Annotated in this window: 16 protein-coding genes; 7 read left to right on the forward strand and 9 right to left on the reverse strand. The window is 43.9% G+C overall.

Annotated features, from left to right (window positions below; translation table 11 throughout):
• Window positions 1-50: 50 nt before the first annotated feature.
• Entirely contained in the window at window positions 51-1,046 is a 996-nt protein-coding gene (locus QV280_RS07045) for a zinc-binding alcohol dehydrogenase family protein (protein ID WP_152819832.1), read from the reverse strand.
• A 106-nt stretch (window positions 1,047-1,152) separates the two neighbouring features.
• Between QV280_RS07045 and QV280_RS07050 the strand changes: the two genes are divergently transcribed.
• A complete protein-coding gene (locus QV280_RS07050) occupies window positions 1,153-2,061 on the forward strand; it encodes a LysR family transcriptional regulator (protein ID WP_152819831.1) in 909 nt (302 codons plus the stop codon).
• A gap of 68 nt (window positions 2,062-2,129) precedes the next feature.
• Here the strand turns inward: QV280_RS07050 and serC are convergent, their stop codons facing one another.
• Together serC and QV280_RS07060 are read right to left on the reverse strand one after the other, a co-directional pair.
• Window positions 2,130-3,215: a 3-phosphoserine/phosphohydroxythreonine transaminase gene (serC, locus tag QV280_RS07055; RefSeq protein WP_152819830.1), complete on the reverse strand. Its 1,086-nt coding sequence runs from the start codon at window positions 3,213-3,215 to the stop codon at window positions 2,130-2,132.
• A gap of 182 nt (window positions 3,216-3,397) precedes the next feature.
• Window positions 3,398-4,663 carry a DUF945 family protein gene (locus tag QV280_RS07060; RefSeq protein WP_152819829.1) on the reverse strand — a complete coding sequence of 422 codons (1,266 nt, stop codon included), beginning with the start codon at window positions 4,661-4,663 and terminating at the stop codon, window positions 3,398-3,400.
• 163 nt (window positions 4,664-4,826) lie between these two features.
• Between QV280_RS07060 and QV280_RS07065 the strand changes: the two genes are divergently transcribed.
• The 3 genes from QV280_RS07065 to QV280_RS07075 all read left to right on the forward strand — a co-directional run bounded on the left by QV280_RS07065 (window position 4,827) and on the right by QV280_RS07075 (window position 7,973).
• The gene (locus QV280_RS07065) at window positions 4,827-6,719 is read left to right on the forward strand and encodes an ATP-binding protein (protein WP_152819828.1); all 1,893 of its coding nucleotides are present in this window, start codon (window positions 4,827-4,829) and stop codon (window positions 6,717-6,719) included.
• Window positions 6,720-6,742: 23 nt separating this feature from the next.
• Window positions 6,743-7,240: a response regulator gene (locus QV280_RS07070; RefSeq protein WP_023403183.1), complete on the forward strand. Its 498-nt coding sequence runs from the start codon at window positions 6,743-6,745 to the stop codon at window positions 7,238-7,240.
• A 193-nt stretch (window positions 7,241-7,433) separates the two neighbouring features.
• Window positions 7,434-7,973 carry a hypothetical protein gene (locus QV280_RS07075; protein WP_039970161.1) on the forward strand — a complete coding sequence of 180 codons (540 nt, stop codon included), beginning with the start codon at window positions 7,434-7,436 and terminating at the stop codon, window positions 7,971-7,973.
• Between the two features lie 82 nt (window positions 7,974-8,055).
• On the opposite strand, the gene QV280_RS07080 is transcribed toward QV280_RS07075, so the two are convergent.
• The 3 genes from QV280_RS07080 to QV280_RS07090 all read right to left on the reverse strand — a co-directional run bounded on the left by QV280_RS07080 (window position 8,056) and on the right by QV280_RS07090 (window position 10,271).
• Window positions 8,056-8,256 (reverse strand): DUF4250 domain-containing protein, encoded by a 201-nt coding sequence (locus QV280_RS07080; RefSeq protein WP_023403185.1) that lies wholly within the window; start codon window positions 8,254-8,256, stop codon window positions 8,056-8,058.
• 82 nt (window positions 8,257-8,338) lie between these two features.
• Window positions 8,339-9,034, reverse strand: a complete 696-nt coding sequence (locus tag QV280_RS07085) for a hypothetical protein (protein ID WP_023403186.1) — start codon at window positions 9,032-9,034, stop codon at window positions 8,339-8,341.
• Between the two features lie 55 nt (window positions 9,035-9,089).
• A complete protein-coding gene (locus QV280_RS07090) occupies window positions 9,090-10,271 on the reverse strand; it encodes a BamA/TamA family outer membrane protein (protein ID WP_152819827.1) in 1,182 nt (393 codons plus the stop codon).
• 125 nt (window positions 10,272-10,396) lie between these two features.
• Between QV280_RS07090 and QV280_RS07095 the strand changes: the two genes are divergently transcribed.
• Complete coding sequence (locus QV280_RS07095; protein WP_023403188.1) at window positions 10,397-12,745, forward strand: YgiQ family radical SAM protein; 2,349 nt, start codon at window positions 10,397-10,399, stop codon at window positions 12,743-12,745.
• Between the two features lie 238 nt (window positions 12,746-12,983).
• Here QV280_RS07095 and QV280_RS07100 read toward each other — a convergent pair whose 3' ends face one another.
• Window positions 12,984-15,446 carry an MMPL family transporter gene (locus QV280_RS07100; RefSeq protein WP_367869531.1) on the reverse strand — a complete coding sequence of 821 codons (2,463 nt, stop codon included), beginning with the start codon at window positions 15,444-15,446 and terminating at the stop codon, window positions 12,984-12,986.
• Between the two features lie 172 nt (window positions 15,447-15,618).
• Here QV280_RS07100 and QV280_RS07105 point away from each other — a divergent pair, with 172 nt between their 5' ends.
• Complete coding sequence (locus QV280_RS07105; protein WP_023403190.1) at window positions 15,619-16,407, forward strand: lipase family protein; 789 nt, start codon at window positions 15,619-15,621, stop codon at window positions 16,405-16,407.
• A gap of 211 nt (window positions 16,408-16,618) precedes the next feature.
• Here the strand turns inward: QV280_RS07105 and QV280_RS07110 are convergent, their stop codons facing one another.
• Both QV280_RS07110 and QV280_RS07115 read right to left on the reverse strand, forming a co-directional pair.
• Window positions 16,619-18,244: a peptide ABC transporter substrate-binding protein gene (locus QV280_RS07110; protein WP_152819826.1), complete on the reverse strand. Its 1,626-nt coding sequence runs from the start codon at window positions 18,242-18,244 to the stop codon at window positions 16,619-16,621.
• A gap of 138 nt (window positions 18,245-18,382) precedes the next feature.
• Entirely contained in the window at window positions 18,383-18,982 is a 600-nt protein-coding gene (locus QV280_RS07115) for a TetR/AcrR family transcriptional regulator (RefSeq protein WP_023403192.1), read from the reverse strand.
• A gap of 116 nt (window positions 18,983-19,098) precedes the next feature.
• On the opposite strand from QV280_RS07115, the gene QV280_RS07120 reads away from it, so the two are divergent.
• Window positions 19,099-20,193: an efflux RND transporter periplasmic adaptor subunit gene (locus tag QV280_RS07120; protein WP_152819825.1), complete on the forward strand. Its 1,095-nt coding sequence runs from the start codon at window positions 19,099-19,101 to the stop codon at window positions 20,191-20,193.
• Window positions 20,194-20,196 lie beyond the last annotated feature (3 nt).

A 20,196-nucleotide genomic window follows, 5' to 3' on the forward strand; every position in this document is an offset into this window, starting at 1 on the left:
ACGGGGCTTTTTGTTTTTAATCACGTTGTAGCGCAGCAGTAACGCAATACTTAGAAGCCCTCTAACACTATCTTGCCCCGCGCTTGTTGCGATTCTAAAAGTGCATGAGCTCGCTTTAAGTTCTGCGCATTGATAGTGCCAAAATGCTCACCGAGCGTGGTGGTGATCTGCTTGTCATCTATCATTTTCGCCACATTGGCTAAGATATCATGCTGAGTGTGCATATCGCCGGTTTCAAACATCGAACGGGTGTACATAAACTCCCAATGCAGTGAGATACTTTTGGCTTTTAAAGCGCGAATATCAAATGCCGTCGGATCATCAATTAAACCAAACTTACCTTGCGGTTTAATTAGCGTCACCACCTCTGGCATGTGTTGTTCGGTATTGTTCAAACTCACCACATAATCAATACAATCTTTCATGCCTAATTGTTCACTCATTGATTTGTTGTGATCGATGACTTGATCCGCGCCAAGTGACTGTAACCACTGCACAGATTCAGGGCGCGAAGCGGTAGCAATGACTTTAAGCTTGGTGAGCTTTTTCGCCAACTGCACCATAATCGAACCTACGCCGCCTGCCGCACCGATAATCAAAAGGGTTTTATTAGCACTGGTATCTACTTGTATGCGATCAAACAGCATTTCCCACGCGGTTAAACTGGTCAATGGTAAAGCCGCCGCTTGCGCCACACTCACCGAGGTCGGTGCTTTACTGACAATACGCTCATCCACCAGCTGATATTCTGCGTTGGTGCCAGAGCGATTCAGATCTCCGGCATACCACACCAAATCGCCAACCTTAAACAAAGAGACCTTATCACCCACTTCATCCACCACGCCAACAGCATCCCAACCGATGATCTTATAACCTGATTTAGGCGCAACATTGGCGCGAATTTTGGTATCTACCGGATTGACGGATACCGCTTGTACTTTTACTAAGATATCGCGTCCGGCTACAGATGGTTTATCTAATGTAATGTCTTGTAAGGACTGTTCTGCATCGATAGGTAAATTAACTTGATACCCAATTGCTTTCATCGTTATTTCTCCATGTACATATGATCAACTATACAACCAGTTTAATTGACACGTTAGAATTGAAAAACTAAGCTACATTCAAATTACTTTTTACTAAAAGTTAATAATGAAATCGTTACATGATATTCGAGTATTTTTAGAAACTGCCAAACTGGGTAGCCTTTCTGCTGCCGCGCGAAGCTTAGACCAAACTCCAGCGGCAATCAGTCGCACCATTCAACGGCTAGAAGCTGAGTTGGGCGTCCCCTTATTTATCCGCTCTACTCGCAAGCTTAGACTATCTTCGCAAGGAGAGTTATTTCTTCCACGTTGTCAGCAAGCTATGTTGATTTTTGAGCAAGGCATTGATGAGCTGACTGAAACCGATAAAGAACTGTCTGGCAACATCTCCCTATCCATGCCATCGGATACTGGGCGGGCGGTGATCATGCCGTTAATTGATGAATTTATTGCCCTACATCCCAAAGTGACCGTGCATGTACACTTATCGGACGATTACACCGACCTGTATGAGCAAAACGTGGATGTGGCACTGCGCATTGGTGAGCCAGAAGATTCGAATATGGTGGCGATTACCTTATACAAAGAGAACTACCGCATTTTGTGCGCCTCTCCGGATTACCTTGCCAGTCATAGCTCAATTACTCACCCTGACGATCTGCAAGATCATAACTGCTTATGCTTTACTCTAAATTATAAACTGCACAATCGTTGGCATTTTATTCACAGTGATAATCAGCAGCAGTGCATTGTGAATGTGACCGGCAATCGAAAAACCAGTGATGGACAGATGGTGCGTCAGTGGGCCGTAAATGGGCATGGCGTGGCGTATAAATCGCGCTTAGATGTACTGGATGATTTGCAACATGGTCGATTAGTGGCGCTAGCACAGCAGTGGCGCGGAGAGCACGCCCCGTTATACATGATATTCACCGACCGCAGTCAATACAGCAGCTTAGTGAAAGAGCTAAAAAGCTTTTTGCAACAAAGACTTGCTAAAATATGTGACGCATAAAAAAGGCCACAGAGCGAATGCTCTATGGCCTATTTACGTATATTTTTCACTAACTATTGAAGTTCGGCTTAAGCAGCATGCTTAGCGGCGAACTCATGCATAAAGGCAACTAACGCCGCCACACCTTCTTCTGGCATAGCGTTGTAAATAGACGCACGCATGCCACCTACCGCGCGGTGTCCTTTTAATGCCACTAGGCCTTTTGCTTCTGCTTGCTCTAAGAAGATAGCGTCTAGCTCAGGTTTGGCTAATTGGAACGGCACATTCATCAATGAGCGGTTGTCTGGATGTACGTCATTTTTGTAAAAATCTGACTCATCAATGGCAGCATATAGCGCTTTTGCTTTATTGCGGTTGCGTTTTTCAATCTCAGCTACGCCACCGATTGATTTTAACCACTTAAACACCAAACCAGATAGGTACCAAGCGTAAGTTGGCGGGGTGTTGTACATAGAATCTTTTTCATCCAACAACTTGTAGCTCAAGGTGCTAGGTAAAATCTCGCTGGCCAGATCCAGTAGATCGTCACGCACGATAACCAAAGTAATGCCCGCAGGACCGATGTTCTTTTGCGCGCCAGCGTAAATAACACCAAATTTGCTAACGTCGATTTTGCGAGACAAGATGGTCGAAGACATATCCGCTACAATCGGTTTGTCAGTAACTGGCAAATCATTGATTTCGATACCATCAATGGTTTCATTTGGACAGTAATGCACAAATGCAGCATCCGCATCTACCGACCAAGATGCCGCAGGAGTAATCGCAACTTTGCCATCAATTTCGGTTTTTGCATCAATCACTTGAACGTCACAATATTTGTTCGCTTCTGCAATCGCACTGTGTGCCCAATATCCGCCATCAACATAACAAGCTTTAGTGGATGTTCCGAGTAAGTTCATTGGTATAGCCGAAAATTGCGCGCGCGCCCCACCCTGACAAAACAATATCTTATAATTGCTCGGTACTTGAAGCAGTTCGCGTAAATTACTCTCTGCGGTATTGGCGACTTCAATAAACTCTTTACTGCGGTGACTGATTTCCATCACTGAGCGACCCATACCGTTCCAGTTTACAAGCTCTTGCTGAGCTAATTCCATCACAGCTTTTGGTAGGCCTGCAGGTCCGGCACTAAAATTATAAATGGCATCCATTTTGTTTACATACTCCAAGTGATTCGATCAATGTATCCTTTGACTATACCCCAGCTTAAAACAAGAATTAAGTCTCATCTTGATATAAAAAAGCCATAGCGAGAATAAAATGCCTCGCTATGGCTTTTTATTTAATGCCAAGTGCAGTAATTACCACAATTGGCACTATTATCTTATTGGTTTTATTGAACTTGATGCATTAGCATCGGAGCTAATAACGACACCACTGGAACCTCTTTGCCATTGGCAAACTTAATGTTTCCATCGTCAAGTTGCAGTGACAAGCTATAGCCATCATCGGTTTGTGTCGCCACTTCCATGATCAATAGTTCATCTAAGTTTTGCTGAATGAACGGATAAGCCATCACCAAATCACTCGACACAAATGCATTCAAGTTGCCTTTAAATAGATTAAGTAATTGCAACATGTCTTTTGATGAATCTGCACTTCCAGCCGGCAAATCAAGTTTCCAGTTCGTTTCAAAATGCCCTTCGTCAATATCCACATTGAATTTGCTCAGTGACAAAGTGAACCCTTTTGCCAGCAATGCGTCCACTTTAGGCAATACTTTTTCAGTGTCAGCGTGCGTCCATTGTGGCGTGCTTTGGTACATTTGAGTGATGTCTAGGAAAGAAGAACGATCAAAGCCACCGGCGGTAAAGTTCAGGTTCAAATTCGCCGCTTCACCATCGTGGTTTTTAAAATCTTTTACCGCAAGCTGATATTCACCTTGCAAGGTATCAGCCGTTTCGTCTTCACTGGTTTGGAATTGGTAGTTAAAGCCGTTCACTTCCAGAAGATTCACACCTTCGTTATCATCAATCACAAAGCTATCAACAGACACCGTTTGCTCGCCAAGCCATAATTCTTGCTCAACTTTACCATCGCCTTTGCTGGCTAATCCGCTAAGGCGCACCATACTGCCAGATTGGTAATCTAGCTCCACAGAAGGCATGTTCAATTGATAATCAATTTGTCCTAGTACAGACACTGAGCCATTTAACGATAGAGACTCTAACAACACTTTCATTGGCGCAGCGCCGTTGACTTCAAACTGCTGATCTTTGACTTCAGTAGAAAACTCAGTATTGCCGTTCAGCTGAGTTTTAGTGTTCAATACCAATGCCGGATTTTGCGCGTAAGACGTTTCGCCAGTAATACTGACCAAGCCGTGATGAATGACATGCACAAATTCATATTGTGTTGGCCAGCCATACGCTTGTAACTGCGCTAAGGCTTGTGGGTCGGTCACTGTGACTAAGGTTTTTGCTTCTGAGGTAAAGTAACCTCTGTGATATTCTTCAAGCTCAACCTTCACATCTGAATTAGAAAAATTCTTCACACCATCGGTAAGAATGGTCTGTCCAATTTGTCCAACCGCAAGTGGCCAAATTCCGATAATAGCAATTGCACCGCCAGCTGCGGCCATAAGTTTTAATTGTTTCATTTTTTATGATATCTATTTCTGACGTTTAAATATGTTTATACAGAACTAATGGAGATAAATCAGCCTTTTCTGTATTTTTTATTGTTTACTGACCGTAACATTAACTGGCTCTCATTCAGCCGAAAATAACTCTGTTACAGTGCAATAAAAAACTGGGTTGATTATGGTCCAATATTGCGTTCTTTGTATTGAAGACTGTCCTTATTCGCTGTCAATGCTACAACTTGCCTTCAAACCTTTTGAGCGCAAGTTTACACTGCTGTTTGCAAAAGATGTACAGCAAGCACAGCAGCATATTGAATATATCAAACAAAATAAGGCTGAAATTGCCCTAGTGATGGCATCACAAAGCTTGTATCACGATAGCTCACAGCTATTACCTGAGATTGGGCGCAACTACCCTAACTGTCGAAAAATCCTCACCTGCGATCCTAATCAACTGCAAAGCCTTGTGGTAGCGATTAACGAAGGGCGTTTAGATCACTGCTTTACCTACCCTTTGCAGGCCGAAAATACCCATAGCGTGATTAAAAACGAGCTCACAGAATTTATTATTTCTCAAAGCAAGATTGATTGGCTTCCTTATGGTTCGGTGTTAGACAGTCAAAAAATCATGCGCGCACACATAGAAAAGCGCATCCACGCCTACCGCAGTGATTTTATCCGTGATTATCACTCCATTAGCGATGATGAGTTATCAGAAAAAGTGTGTGCCGAGCTAGACCGCTTTTTCACTAAACATAATAAAGACAACACTATACGTTATTATTCATCCTCACATTTACTCACCGAGGAAGGTTCCCCCAATCAGTATTTGTGGTTTATTCTGGACGGGAAAGTCGCATTATATAAACAAGATGAACATGGCAAGCGTCGAGAAGTTGCCTTACACGGTAAAGGCGGCATCATTGGCGGCATGTCCTTTGTCAGCGGTGAGCAGTCGTTTTCTACTGCTTTAACTTTAAGCCCAACTAAAGTCATCAAGCTAAGCAAAACCACCTTTACTAAAGTCATGCATTCCAACAGTAGCTTATTGCCGCTGTTTACCAACTTATTATTGCGCCACTTTAACCGCCGATTACAAGGCAGCATCCATACCAAGCTTCAGCTTGAGCATACGTTTGAATCACTCAAGGCCGCACAATCACAATTGGTCGAAAATGAAAAAATGGTGGTACTGGGGCAACTGGTTGCCGGGGTGGCACATGAGCTCAACAACCCCATTTCGGCCATATTGCGTAGCTCTGATACTTTAATTCACGAAATCACCCGTGATACTGAATACTTCAACCCAAGTAGCAAACGCCTAAGTAAAAGCGTGCTCCAAAGAGCCTTGGTGTCAAATCCTCTGCCCACTGCGGTGCTTAGGCAAAAATCCAGTGCCATTACCCATCTTGTGGAGAGTAAACAACAAGCTAAGATGGTGATAATGATGGGATTGGAATCTGAAATAGAAAAGCTCAGTCATGATCCGCAACTTAGCACTATTTTGACCGAGCTCGAGCATTACTACACCGCAGGCACTACCCTTCGTTCCATTAACGTTTGTTCAAGCCGCATCGCCGACATGGTAAAAAGTCTGAAAAGCTATGCGCGCTCTGATGAAGAGTCGATTAAGAAAGTAGATATCCACGAAGGCATTGAAGACACCTTAGTCATTTTTGAAAATCGCTTAAAAAGCATCGATGTGGAGCGAAATTACCATAATATCGGGCCGACTTTATGCCAACCCAATGCGCTGCAACAGGTGTGGACCAATTTGGTGTCCAACGCATTAGATGCCATGGGTAGCGATGGCAAGCTCATTATTCACAGCAGACTTATCGACGATGTCATAGAAGTGATCGTTGAAGATAACGGACAAGGCATTGATCCGTTACAATTGGAGCACATATTTGAGCTCAATTTCACCACCAAAAAACAAGGGGACTTTGGGCTAGGTATTGGATTATCGGTATGTAACCAGATCATCCATCAGCATCAAGGAAGCATAAGCGTAAAATCTGAAATCGGTAAAGGCACGCAGATGATTGTGCGTCTGCCGTTTACGCCATAAATGGTCAATTAAGGAGGCAATGGATGAACAAATTATTAATTTTATGCGTCGATGATGAAAGAGATGTTCTCGATAGCGTTGTGCGTGATTTACAACACTTCGGCGAATTTTGCGATATTGAAGCGGCAGAATCTGTAGCGGAAGCAAGGGACGTTATTGCGCAATATCAGGCTGAAAATACACCTTTAGCCATGATTTTATGTGACCACATTATGCCAAAAGAAACAGGTGTGAACTTTTTAATTGAACTGCACGACAATCCAAAAACACTCAGCAGTAAAAAGATCCTGCTCACCGGTCAAGCCGATCTCAATGATACGGTTAATGCGATTAATCATCACTGCCTTGATTTTTATATCGCTAAGCCTTGGCAAAAAGACGAGTTGATCAACATTGTCACCTCGCACCTAACTCGTTATGTGCTAGACACACAATCCGACCCTATGCCGTGGGCAAAATACTTGGATACAGCAAAAATATTGCAAGCAATGTCAGAAAAGCGCATTCAATTTGGCGAATAAGTGTGCGAAACCCGTTAATTTGCAAATTTTAACAGAAAATTAGCCTAGATAAGCCTCTGTTTTAGTGGAGGTAATAGCTAGCTTCTATTAATATATTTGAACGACTTAAGGCGCATCATTTCACATGTATGATGATGGGATCACTCCCGTAAGCCAAGGACACACAATTACACCAAGTAGGTTATCAAGAATTATGCGTAAACTAGCCTGTGCTGCACTCGCTGTAGCAGCTACTTTTTCCGGCACAGCCTTTGCTGAAAGCCCAGCAGTAATGAGCAACTTCAACTACGACTACGTCGATGCCCGTATCGGTATGGCTCCGTTGACCTTTGGCGCTGGTTTCAGTAAGTCAATTCATCCGAACGCACATTTCGTGACTACCATAGATTCTGAATTCGAAGATGACTATAACCTTCGTGCAGGTTTAGGCTTCCACGCTCCAGCAACTAACTGGGCCGACATTACCGGTGAAATGCTACTGCGCGTTGTGGATAACCATAAGTACAACAACGAAGTGGGTATGGAAGTTAACCTAGGCTGGCGTCAATGGTTAGGTCCACAATTTGAAGTAGGCGGTCATGTTGGCTACGTGACTATCGACAGTAACGACGATTGGATGGGTGGCGTATATGGTCGATTCCACGCGACTGAACTGTTCTCTCTAGGCTTAGAAGGCAAAATTAATGACTTCTACGGCGATCAGTTAATGCTGACTACACGCTTTGTGTTTTAATCATTAGACAAATTATTCGATATAAAAATGGCTACCTGTTGGGTAGCCATTTTTTTGTCTGTACTAAGCCTTAACTTAACGGTTAAAACTCATGAGATTTAAACTGGTTGGTTAAAGGATCGTATTGATAACCCACCCCAGCCAGTTTATCGGCTAAACCGCTGGCATCAATTTCATATACACTTGCTAGCTCTTCGATACTGTCACACTCAAGACGAAGTTTCTCATTGACGATACCCAACAAAATGTTGCCATCCCAACGTTTAATGTTACTTAAATCCATCGTTCCACCTCTGCGCTGCCCAAAATCCTTACCATAAGATTAGTTGTTCAGCGCTGTTTTGACAGTGATCGCAGGCAAAATTTTAATAAAATAGCGGTAACAGTAAGTAACTTCCTAACATGCAGCACAGCCATGCCACGCCCACTTGCAGTATATGAGCGGTTGATGAACGAAACAGATGCCAACACCAAACAAACACCGCCAAAATTAAGGCTGGAAAAGCACTGATAATCGCGTTGAGTACCCATTTTGTATCAGTAGGCCATGCCCAATACGCCTGAATCAATACCGATAGCACCACTAGCATTAACGATACGACTCCCGCAACCGGCAACAAAGTATGGAAGGCTTGTAAACGTGTTTTCGCTCTAATCATCAATAGATGCGCCAAAACGGCGCCTAAGAAGATAAGTTCTGAAATGGCCAAGCATAGAGAGCCGGCTAAGAATAAGCTTTGATTGCTGACAATGGAGGCCAGCCATAGCATTAACGATGACAGCAGGGCTAACCACAACAAAAATATCGGGCCGCTGTCTCGAGTTTTACCGGTTTTGGTTTGTACAGAAAAATACACCAGCAGAGCGGCCGGAATAACAAAGACAGGCATAGCACCAGCACTGATAAAAAACAAACAGGCAATAATAGGGATTTGGCGATGCAATCGCCCTCTTTGCCCTGGGCAAATTTCACCTTTGAGTAGCGCGATAATCAATACCGCCAACGCACCTATGGTCATGGGCAGTAGAATATGAGTCGATAATTGAGCGTAAATGTGCATAAAACCGTTGTTCAAGAGTGTTGTAGATGAAGTAGTTTAACTGTCATCATCTCGATTACAATCCTGTTCCAACATTAAAGTAAAAAGCGCTATCCTCTTCACTAAATGCGATGTCTATTCCGCCATGTATGCCATATCTACGAGCAATGAGATAACGAAAACCCGTGCCATATGCCCAGTGCATATCATCAAACATACTGCTCGCGCCTTCATTGGCATCGCCAATGCCGCTATTACCACCTGCACCGCCAAATAAAGACACGCTCCAACGAGGGGTAAACTGCCACATCAATTGACTTTGATAAGAGCTAGTATGGTTTCCTTGATATCGATTCGCCGCAATACCACGCAAATCAACATCAGGATAGGCTAAAGGTGGCAAGCGGGATTCGTTGGTGGTTAATACGTTATACTCAGCGGCGAAGGCTAACGTCCAGTTAGTCGCAATAGGCAGATACACACGGCTAGAAGCTAAAAACGTTTCATAATTATTGTCACTGCCAAACCCTTCTCGAAACCACAAATACTCGGCATTGAAATCCCAACCACGGGTCGGATAAAACAGACTGTTTTTGGCATCATATTCAAGATTGAATCCTAGCCCTGAGCTCTTAGTTTTGCCTAAACTGTAAGAATTACCATTACCAAGACCGCTATTTAACGTCACTTCACTGTCGGCATAAAACTGCTGTACACCAACGAACAGTGAGGTCTCTGGCAGGCGAAATTGTAACTTCTGTATCCCGCCGAAACCTTCTGTTTCTAGCTTCACCCCTTTGTCTTTTAACGCAGCAGACGAAAATGGGTAAAACTGCATAATAGCGGAACCAAATCCTATCCCACCTAAATAACGGATAGAATCTTCTTTCCACACTCGGCGATGCCCAAGTAAAGCAAACCAAGTGCCGTTTTCCGTCATCGCACCCCCGGCTACGGTCACGGCAGGTGGAATGAGTTGTGCTCCGCCATCGACAGATTGTAACGCCACTTTGCGTCGCTGCTCTTTTTGCGCTTCAGTTTCGTGTAAAAACATCCCCACAACACCAAAACCATAGCCAACAGCAGGTTCGGTAATAATCACTGGAATGGGTAAGAAACCATAAGCATTTTCGGCAAGATACTCTCCCATATCAAACTGACCATCTAAAGGATCAGTAAAATTGGTTGCATGAGAATACGGGGTACACAAACTGGCTAACGCAAGCCCTAACGTACTTCGACACAAAGTTCTCGGCATATTCAATAAATCTTATATATATGAAATTAAAGGAGTATTAATTCAGTATATATATAATTTGGGCTTCTGCTAGCTAACATTTACACGAATAGATATAATGCAGCGCTTGCTGACAGAGGCTAACAATGCACAACTCTATACCCCCTATCTACGAACATAAAAAATACTGGGCCGAGTGCTACGGAATTGCACCCTTTTTACCCACCAGCCGTCAAGAAATGGACGCATTAGGTTGGGATAGTTGCGACATTATCATCATTACCGGTGACGCCTATGTGGATCACCCTAGCTTTGGGATGGCGATTATTGGCCGCCTTTTAGAAGCGCAAGGCTTTCGTGTCGGCATCATTGCCCAGCCCCGTTGGAGCAACAAAGACGATTTCATGACATTGGGTGAACCCAACCTGTTTTTTGGCATCACCGCCGGCAACATGGACTCAATGATCAACCGCTACACCTCAGACCGAAAACTGCGTCACGACGATGCGTACACTCCCAACAATGAAGGGGGGAAACGTCCAGATCGCGCAACTTTAGTTTATTCTCAGCGCTGTCGTGAAGCATACAAGCACGTCCCTATTGTGTTAGGTGGTATAGAAGCAAGTCTGCGTCGTATTGCCCACTACGATTACTGGTCTGATAAAGTGCGTCGTTCCGTATTGTTAGATGCCAAAGCGGATTTATTACTGTTTGGTAACGCTGAGCGCGCTTTAATTGAAGTAGCGCATCGCCTTGCCGATGGTGAAGACATTAGCGAACTGACCAATATTCGTGGTACCGCGGTTAACCTTGTTGAACCTCCGGCAGGCTACAGCATCATTGATTCCTCTCGAATTGAAAAACCGGGTAAAGCCTTTGTGCCCACTAACCCGTACGAGGTGGAAAGCAACTGTAGCGACAAAACGGATGAGCCGAGCGAGAGCAAACCAGAACCTGTAATAGTACGCCCCACTCGTCACGACGCCGAAACCACAGCGGTGCGTCTGCCTGCATTTGAAAAACTGCACAATGATCGTATTTTATACGCACATGCCAGTCGCATCATGCACTTAGAAACTAACCCTCATTCAGGACGTGCGCTTATTCAGCGTCACGGCAATCGTGAATTGTGGGTAAACCGTCCGCCGTTCCCTCTTTCGACTGAAGAGATGGATTATGTGTTCGGTTTGTATTTTGCTCGTGTCCCTCACCCTATGTACGGTAAAGCCAAAATTCCGGCTTATGACATGATCAAAACCTCGGTCAATATTATGCGTGGCTGTTTTGGCGGCTGTTCATTCTGTTCTATTACCGAGCATGAAGGGCGCATCATTCAAAACCGCTCTCAAGAATCCATAATCAGCGAATTAGAAGACATTCGCGACAAAGTACCCGGATTTACTGGCACAATTTCCGATCTTGGTGGTCCAACTGCAAACATGTATCGCTTAGGCTGTAGTATTCCTAAAGCAGAAGCCTCCTGTCGTCGCCCATCGTGTGTATTCCCCGGTATTTGTAATAAACTCAATACCGATCATAAACACACCATTGATCTATACCGCGCAGCTCGAAACGTTGATGGCGTGAAGAAAATCATGATTGCCTCCGGCGTGCGTTACGACTTGGCTATTGAGTCTCCAGAATACGTCAAAGAATTGGTCACTCACCATGTAGGTGGTTATCTAAAAATTGCCCCAGAGCATACCGAAAAAGGCCCTTTGGACAAAATGATGAAACCGGGCATGGGCGCCTATGACCGTTTCAAAGAGATGTTCGAAAAATACAGTAAAGAAGCGGGTAAGAAACAGTATCTGATCCCCTACTTCATTTCTGCCCACCCCGGCACTGAAGATGAAGATATGGTTAACTTAGCCTTGTGGTTAAAAGCCAATAGCTACGAGTGTGATCAGGTGCAAAACTTCTATCCATCGCCTATGTGTAACGCCACTGCTATGTATTACTCAGAGACTAACCCTCTTAAGCGTGTTAAATACAAAAAGCGTGAAGATGTACCCGTAGCCAAAGGCGAGCGTCAGCGTCGCTTACACAAAGCACTGCTTCGCTATCACGATCCTGCTAACTGGCCATTGATTCGTGAAGCCTTGATCAACTTAGGCAAAAAACACCTCATTGGCGACAAGCCTACCTGCTTGGTGCCAGAAGAAGATCTGGATAAACAAACGCCTGCACAGCGTCGTAAATCGGGACGCCATGGCGCACACCGCTTTGCCACTAAACATACTGATAGCCAACCGGATATCCGTAAGCCAAACTCCAATGGCAAGCCAAAACCGGGACAACAAAAGTCTCGCAATGGCAATAGCTCTTCAACAGGAACGGGCAAAGGTCGTCATCCACAGGGACAGAACGCTCAAGAGAACAAGACTCAAGGGCGCGATGGTCAACGAAGTTCAGGACAAAACAAAGGGGGTCAGCAAACTCGGCCACATGCGGGCAAACCTAAGGCCGGTAAAAAGCCGACACGTCGCCGCTAATTTGTCTCTGCAATAAAGAATAAAAAGGCCGTTATATATTCCTATATAACGGCCTTTTTGTTGTCTGGATAATACCAATCACACTAAGTCAGTGATCAGAACTAGCGCAGGAAAAATTCTAGAGAACAAGGTACGATTTTTTGATAAGTCGTTATTCTACAATCAAAAATTCTAACACCGTTATCGAGCATTTTAACAAGCTAGCATGACCCGTTATTTAGTACGATTGATATAAACACTAGTTCGGTTCAAATCTATGCAAGAAGGCTGGCAAAATGAGCAAGCTAAAGCACAGTATCGCGCTCAAAGCGATACTCAATAGCACCCCTATCGAATGCATCCCTTGATGATCAGATAAGGTTAATGCACCAAAGGTAGCAATGGTGGTCAGGCAACTAATGAGGGTTGCTTTAGGAGTAGACGCGGCAAAAAATCGAGTGATCGTTTGCTCGTGTCTAAAGCGCTTCACTATATGAATACCGTTATCAACACCTAAACCAAAAATAAGCGGTATCACAATAATATTTGCCATGTTTAATGACTGACCAAACCAATGCGCAATCGCCAGTGTGGTGCTTGTGGTCAGCAATAGCGGAATAAAAATAAAGATGATGTCTCGTTTATGTTCCACCGTTAAAAATAGAATAAACGTAATACTGACAATAGAAATCCCTATCGCGATATAAAACGCTTTGACTACAATATCACCCACGTTTTGCTCAGCTACCGCGCGACCGGTCGCCAGTGGCGCAACTTGCTGCACCGCACTGACAAATGCATTTACCGCCGTTACATCACGCATATTTCCTGACGGGAGTACCGACACTAACCATTCACCATCATCAGACACATACTTAGAGCGAATATCATCAGGCAACATGGCAACCCTTGGTTCAGTAACTTGTCCGCCTTGGGTCAATAACGTCGACAAAGGTTGCAATTCAGCAGTTAAGTGGCGCTTTAGAGCAAGGATACTGGCGTTTGTAATGTCACCTCTTGTGATATTGATGCCGTTCTTCACAAGTAAATCGGCATGTTTATCGAAAAACGCATTCCAACTCATTGCTTGAGCATGACCAATACTCGGCAAGTCGGCGATTTTTTGCAACTGCGCAACTCGGTTTGAAAAGTCATTGGGTAAATACGACAGTGCGCTTACCGTCGTCGCCACTTCTGGCTTGTTAGCCAACTGCTGTTGCCACTGGCGAGCTTGCTGTTTATCTTTTGCCACAGCAAAAAGTTGATAATTTGAGCTTAATTTATGGTCTTGCAGCCATTGTAAGGTTTCGACCGACTCAGAGTTTTTGTTCTTTAACACAAGCGTCGAAAAGTCGAATTTAAACTGCATTGCGCCAAAAACCGTAATGCAAGCACCAACAAAAGTCAGCTTAATAATGCGTCTATGATAGGTGATGATCCACTGTCCTAAATTCATAAACGCCTTGGAGCGTTTGGTATGACTGCGTTTCACTTCAGGGTAACCAAAAAATTGAAAGAACAAAGGAATCACTAAAAACGTAGCCAATAACCCTAAGATCATACCAGCGGCTGAAATAATGCCAAGTTCACCTAGCCCAGCATAAGCCGTTGGATAGAAACTTAAAAAACCAATTGCCGACGATAACGCACATAAACCCAATGGATAAATACTGTGCTGTATAGAAAACAATAAGCTCTGATCATTATCATGGCCTTTAAGACGCTGTTCATAGATATGCAAACTCAAATGAACCGCAAAATCGACGCCTAAGCCGATAAAAATCACCATAAATACAATCGAAATCGTATTAAAAGCTCCGACCAACAACAAGCCTGCACTAAACGTCCAAATTAAGCCTACTAGCACCGCCAGATAACTAGCTGCAATGATTCTCAGCGAGCGAATACCCACCGCCAAAATCAGAATCAACGCAATCAAAGAGACCACGCCCGCTAATTTGACGCTGCTATTGGCATCTTGCACTTCATCAAAGTCTAACGCTGTTTGTCCTGTGACGCGCACCATAACATCAGCCGGCATTCCCACACTCGAGATAACATTACGTACCGCGCTCATGGTCAATTTATTTGAGTCAGCCTGCTGTGCATCAAATAAAGCATTTAACGTAATCACATAGCCATTTTTTGGCGCAATATTGGCAAACAGCAATCCACGCCAATCTACGTCTTTATCATTGGAAGCCTGAATTATAGGTTGCAGCAGTGTTGATAATTCTTGTTCTGACTTCGGCTCGCTAAGAGCGCTATCTAGCGCTGCCAAATAACCGGAAAGATGCTGGGTTTTCATCAATGCCGTGGCATCTGGCATCAACAAAGAAACCTTGTCTTGAAAGGCCGCAAACTCAGTTTTATTCAAAAAGCCAACGGCATAGTGCTCAAACCAAGGTAGCGTTGAAAGCGCAAGCACATCCGTAAATTGCTTGTCACTTTTAAATGCATGGAATAACCGCTGGGTGGCCATTTTGGCTTGTCGATCATCTTTAGATGACACTACAACCACAATATTACCTGTATCAGGAAACTTGGCTTCTACCTCATCCAGATTGTCACGCCACGGTCCCTTTTGGACCACTAGCTCACTCAGATCGGCATTGATTGAAAAATGTTTAACGCCATAAAAAGCGGCCGCCATAGTGACGGAAACGAGCAGCAATAACAGCAATTTTGGAAAGCGAATTATGAGGGTAGTAAAACGTTGCACTGTTGTTGCCTCTAACGAACAAGGGTCAAAAAAATAACCAAAAAAATAGCCAAAAAAACCAAGACAGCAATATACCTTGGTAAAAAATTAATACGATATTAAATCTCAAAAAGTCACAAAAACGTCACTTTCGGGCGACACAATATCATTTTAAGTTAAAGATAGTCAGTCCTTGAAAAGTCTTAAACGTTATCAATATGAACGCTATGCGGTATTGTGCCGACTGGCCTATCCTCGCATCTTTAAGCAAACCGCATTTGGTTTTGATCCTAATGGTCAAAGGATCATACGTAATGCCGAACAAAAAATTATGGCTCGGGTGCTATGGAACAAAAAACGTCAAGAAGTCGTTTTGGTCATCAAAGGCTCTCATAGCGTGAAAGACTGGCTACTCAATCTTGCCTTTTGGCATCGAAGTTGCCATCGCTTTGGTTTGAATTATTCTATTCATGCCGGCTTTCACTATCTATTATCTCAAGAAAGTCCGCCGTCACATAGAGATGATCGCTTAGGATTGTCAGTATTTGAGAGAGTGCTCGATATTGTGGGACCTTTGTTAGACAAAGGCATGCGTCTTGTGATCACAGGCCACTCTTCTGGTGGTGCTATTGGGTGTGTAATTGGTGATTATATCGAGCATCATTATCCAAAAGCCATCAAACGTATCGTCACCTTTGGTCAACCTGCTACGGGGTGTTGGCGCTTTAAAAAACGCTACAAACTGCCGCATAAAACCTACCGAGTCTGTTGCGACCTCGACGTTGTCACCTTCATGCCTCTCATCCCTTTCGCCTATTGGCATGTCGGAAAAATGCTCTGGCTGTACAACGGCCGCATCTATGAAAACACCCCCACCATCATGCGCCTAGCCCGCTCCCTCATCAGCTGGATAATCCGCCCCTTCTCCTACCACCTAATGAGCAAATACATCCGCAACAAAGACTTCTTCGATGAACATTAATTGCGGGGTCAGGTCTTGAAATTTGCACGCTTGCCATTTTTTACTCTCTCACGGCGTTGCACATTTCACATTGTGCGTTGCTAAATTTAAGGCGCTAGATTTAAGGGGGTAGATTGAAAGGGTCAGGTTTAAGATGCTCAGTTCAAGTTCCTAAAAATTCAGACTATCAGGGAAATGATGCAGCGCGACACACTGCATCATTACTCACTATTTACATCTTCTTGATATACAAATCTTTTGAGTAAATACGACCTTCAGCATTGTGTTTTGGTACGCCAACCACGTTTGGTCGCACTAAACGGGCTTGCATAAAGTAATAGATTGGCGCAATTGGCATGTCTGCCGACAAGATAGATTCAGCTTGATCGTACAATTTATTCCTTTGTGCTTGATCCGTTTCCGCTTGCGCTTTATCCATCACCGCATCGTAATTTGGGTTGGCATAAAAGGCAAAGTTACGGTCATTATTTGAAGTAAATAAGCTCAAGAAAGTAGACGCTTCGTTATAATCCCCGCACCAAGATGCGCGCAACACATCAAACTGTCCTTCTTTTCTGGATTCAAGATACGACTTCCATTCTTGGTTTTCTAAAGTCACATCGACGCCCAAAGTTTTACTCCACATAGAAGCAATACCCACAGCAATCGCCTTATGACTCTCTGAAGTGTTATACAGCAAATTTAACGACAATGGATGCTGTGCGTTATAACCCGCCTCTTCTAGCAATGCTTTGGCTTTTTGATCACGCTGTTTTTGTGTGAGCTTAGCGTATTCTGGCTGCGTAGCATGAAATCCTGCCACATCTTGATGGGCAAAGGTATAAGCAGGTAGATGCCCACTGTCAGTAATGCCGTGCGTCACCACATCACGCATAATGGTATACGAAAGCGCCTTGCGCACTCTCGGATCTTTTAGCTCCTCACGCTGAGTATTAAACGCGTAGTAATAAGTGCATAGCATTGGCGATATTTGATAAGCATCGGGCAAATCTGTTTTCAGTTTTTGCGCCATTTGTGCTGGCACATCTGAGGTAATATCAACTTCACCACTGCGATAGCGGTTATAGGCCGCCATTTGATTTTCAAATGGGATGTAAGTGACTTTATTTAAGTGCGTATCTTTACTGTCCCAATACAGCGGGTTTTTCTTAAGAGTGATGCTTTCATTCACCACCCAAGCATCTAAACTAAACGCGCCATTAGACACAAGGTTACCCGGCCTTGCCCAAGTATCAGGGTGTGCTTCAACACTTTTTCGGTTTATCGGCATCATTACCGTATGCCCTGTCATGGCCAAAAAATAAGGAACTGGCTTAGACAATGTAAAACGCAAGGTATATTCATCAATAGCTTGCACACCAAGATCCGTTACCGGCTTTTTACCTTCAATAATATCTTCAGCATTTTGTATTTCAGTAAGTTTTAAATACCATGCATTCGGAGAAGCCGTTTTGGGATTGACCGCTCGACGTAGGCTGTACACAAAATCCTGCGCGGTAACGGGTTCGCCGTTAGACCATTTTGCGTCTTTACGCAGATAAAAGGTAAACACCTTATTATTCTGATTGTCCCAACGCTCTGCGGTGCCAGGAATCACATTACCGTCGCCATCTTGAATCACCAAACCTTCAAATAAGTCACGCACCACATGTATTTCTGGCATGCCTTCAGCATTTAATGGGTTTAATGTGGCTACCTCAGCATCGTTGGCTCGCACCAATTCTTGCTTAGCGGCCAACTCACCGGCTTGCGGCAATGGATTGGCTTGTGCTTGAGGCAAAATTTGAGTAGCTAATAGCACTGAAGTTGCAATCATGCTTAGTGATGGCAATGTCATGAAATGTCCTTATCGACGATAATTTTACGTGGCGTTAATTGTCGCATAACGAATTAAAAAAACGAGATGAAACTATATATTAGCAAAGAATAAATTGCGATTTAAGTAAGAAAAAACAGCGCAAAAATGCTGATAACTCTAATCTAAGCCATTTCCCTTTATAAACAGCTCAACACAACTTTGAATATACACCTTACGTTGCTCATCACTTTCTTGGCAATTTTCACCAAGGTTGGCAAAGTACACCGCCCGACCATGGAACAACAACAACAGCTGCATTGCCGCGTCTTCCACAGGAGTCATTAACGTCAAAGATTGTTGTGCTAACTTTTTCGTAAGGTAATGACTTAGCGTTGTGATGGTCGTTTTCGGCCCTGATTCTAGATACATCGATGCAAGATCCGGGTGCGTGTCTAATTGACTGATCGCATTGCGATACGTCTGTTTAACGCCGTCTTCCAACAACATATTTTGAAAGCGCATCCCAAATTCCACCAGCATCTGTTGCAATGGAAGCTGATAATCAAACTCACTGTCGTTAATACGATGGGTAATACACTTTGACTGAATGCAAGTTTCAAACAGCGCATCTTTGGTACCAAAGTGAGCGTAAACGGTTTGTTTAGACACATTAGCCGCCTTTGATATCGCGTCCATGCTGACCCGATAGCCGTGTTCGGCAAACAATTGCCCTGCTGCCAATAAGATCTGTTGTTTCTTATGTTCGTGTCTATTCACTGTTTTTCCTCACAAACCTTCACTTTCGTTAAACTTTATAACAATCAAACTGGACAGTCTAGTTTGATTGTTGTTTAATTGCACAATAATAACCTTAATGCATATCAGGGATGTCAATGCTACCCACATCACACTTAAAAACTGCGCTACTACTGAGCATGACAGCCTCACTCAGCGGCTGTTTTGACTCATCAACCCAATCCACTGAACCAGCCGAATCAACGCAACATCTAAGCGTGCAAACCTATTCCCTTCACCAAAGCGATCTCTATCAAGTGCAACGAGAATATGTGGGCACCATCAAGGCATCTCAGCAGTCTCGTCTTGGGTTTGAGTTTCCCGGAAAAGTATCGGCTATTTTGGTCGATGTCGGAGACAAAGTGGCAAAAGATGCCCCGCTAATCCGTTTAGATACTCAACTATTGGAAACCGAAGCGAAGCAATTACATGCCCAGCGCAACGAAATTAAAGCGCAGTTACAACTGGTTGACGCTAACTTAAAGCGCCAAAGATCGCTTAAATCAAAAGGATTTAGCGCCGAAGCAGAAATGGATGCACTCACCAGTGAAAAAGCAGTGTTACAAGCCAATACCGTACGCCTTAATGCCAGTATTCAAGCCAACTCACTCAAGCAAAATAAATCGACCATTAAAGCGCCCTATGCTGGTATTGTCAGCCAGCGTCATGTGTCCCTTGGTGATGTTGTTAATGCCGGTGCACCTACCTTAACCTTGCTAGCGCAAGACAATAAAGAAGCTTTTGTTGGCATACCCACAGCGCAACTGGCTAATATTAGTCAACTCAAGCAACCGCAAATCCGCATCGCCGATAACACCTATGCCGTGAAACTTCTTAACCCCGGCGCACAGGTGGACTTAAACTCAAGAAGTGTTGGTCTTCGTTACCTATTGCCCGACAGTGCACAAGTTATCGATGGACAACTGGCGTATCTTAACTACCAAGAAAGCATGTCGGAAAGTGGGTATTGGATCCCAAATACGGCTTTAACCGACGGTATTCGTGGGGTATGGAATGTGTTTGTCATCACGGATGACGAGCTAGTCGAGCGCCGTAGCGTACAAGTGTTGTTTGCCGATAGCCAAAACGCATATGTACAAGGGGCTATTTCCGAAAACGAACGCATTATTAAAAATGGCCTACACCGCATTGTTCCCGGACAAAAAGTGACGCCTATTTCGAGCGGGGAATAAACG

The sequence above is a fragment of the Vibrio sp. B1Z05 genome, assembly GCF_052955985.1.

Excerpts from the sequence above, each read along its gene's own strand:
- QV280_RS07060 (WP_152819829.1), bottom strand. The coding sequence starts at position 4,663 with ATGAAACAATTAAAACTTATGGCCGCAGCTGGCGGTGCAATTGCTATT.
- QV280_RS07045 (WP_152819832.1), bottom strand. The coding sequence starts at position 1,046 with ATGAAAGCAATTGGGTATCAAGTTAATTTACCTATCGATGCAGAACAG.
- QV280_RS07065 (WP_152819828.1), top strand. The coding sequence starts at position 4,827 with ATGGTCCAATATTGCGTTCTTTGTATTGAAGACTGTCCTTATTCGCTG.
- QV280_RS07050 (WP_152819831.1), top strand. The coding sequence starts at position 1,153 with ATGAAATCGTTACATGATATTCGAGTATTTTTAGAAACTGCCAAACTG.
- QV280_RS07120 (WP_152819825.1), top strand. The coding sequence starts at position 19,099 with ATGCTACCCACATCACACTTAAAAACTGCGCTACTACTGAGCATGACA.
- QV280_RS07080 (WP_023403185.1), bottom strand. The coding sequence starts at position 8,256 with ATGGATTTAAGTAACATTAAACGTTGGGATGGCAACATTTTGTTGGGT.
- QV280_RS07075 (WP_039970161.1), top strand. The coding sequence starts at position 7,434 with ATGCGTAAACTAGCCTGTGCTGCACTCGCTGTAGCAGCTACTTTTTCC.
- QV280_RS07095 (WP_023403188.1), top strand. The coding sequence starts at position 10,397 with ATGCACAACTCTATACCCCCTATCTACGAACATAAAAAATACTGGGCC.
- QV280_RS07070 (WP_023403183.1), top strand. The coding sequence starts at position 6,743 with ATGAACAAATTATTAATTTTATGCGTCGATGATGAAAGAGATGTTCTC.
- QV280_RS07110 (WP_152819826.1), bottom strand. The coding sequence starts at position 18,244 with ATGACATTGCCATCACTAAGCATGATTGCAACTTCAGTGCTATTAGCT.
- serC (WP_152819830.1), bottom strand. The coding sequence starts at position 3,215 with ATGGATGCCATTTATAATTTTAGTGCCGGACCTGCAGGCCTACCAAAA.
- QV280_RS07090 (WP_152819827.1), bottom strand. The coding sequence starts at position 10,271 with ATGCCGAGAACTTTGTGTCGAAGTACGTTAGGGCTTGCGTTAGCCAGT.
- QV280_RS07085 (WP_023403186.1), bottom strand. The coding sequence starts at position 9,034 with ATGCACATTTACGCTCAATTATCGACTCATATTCTACTGCCCATGACC.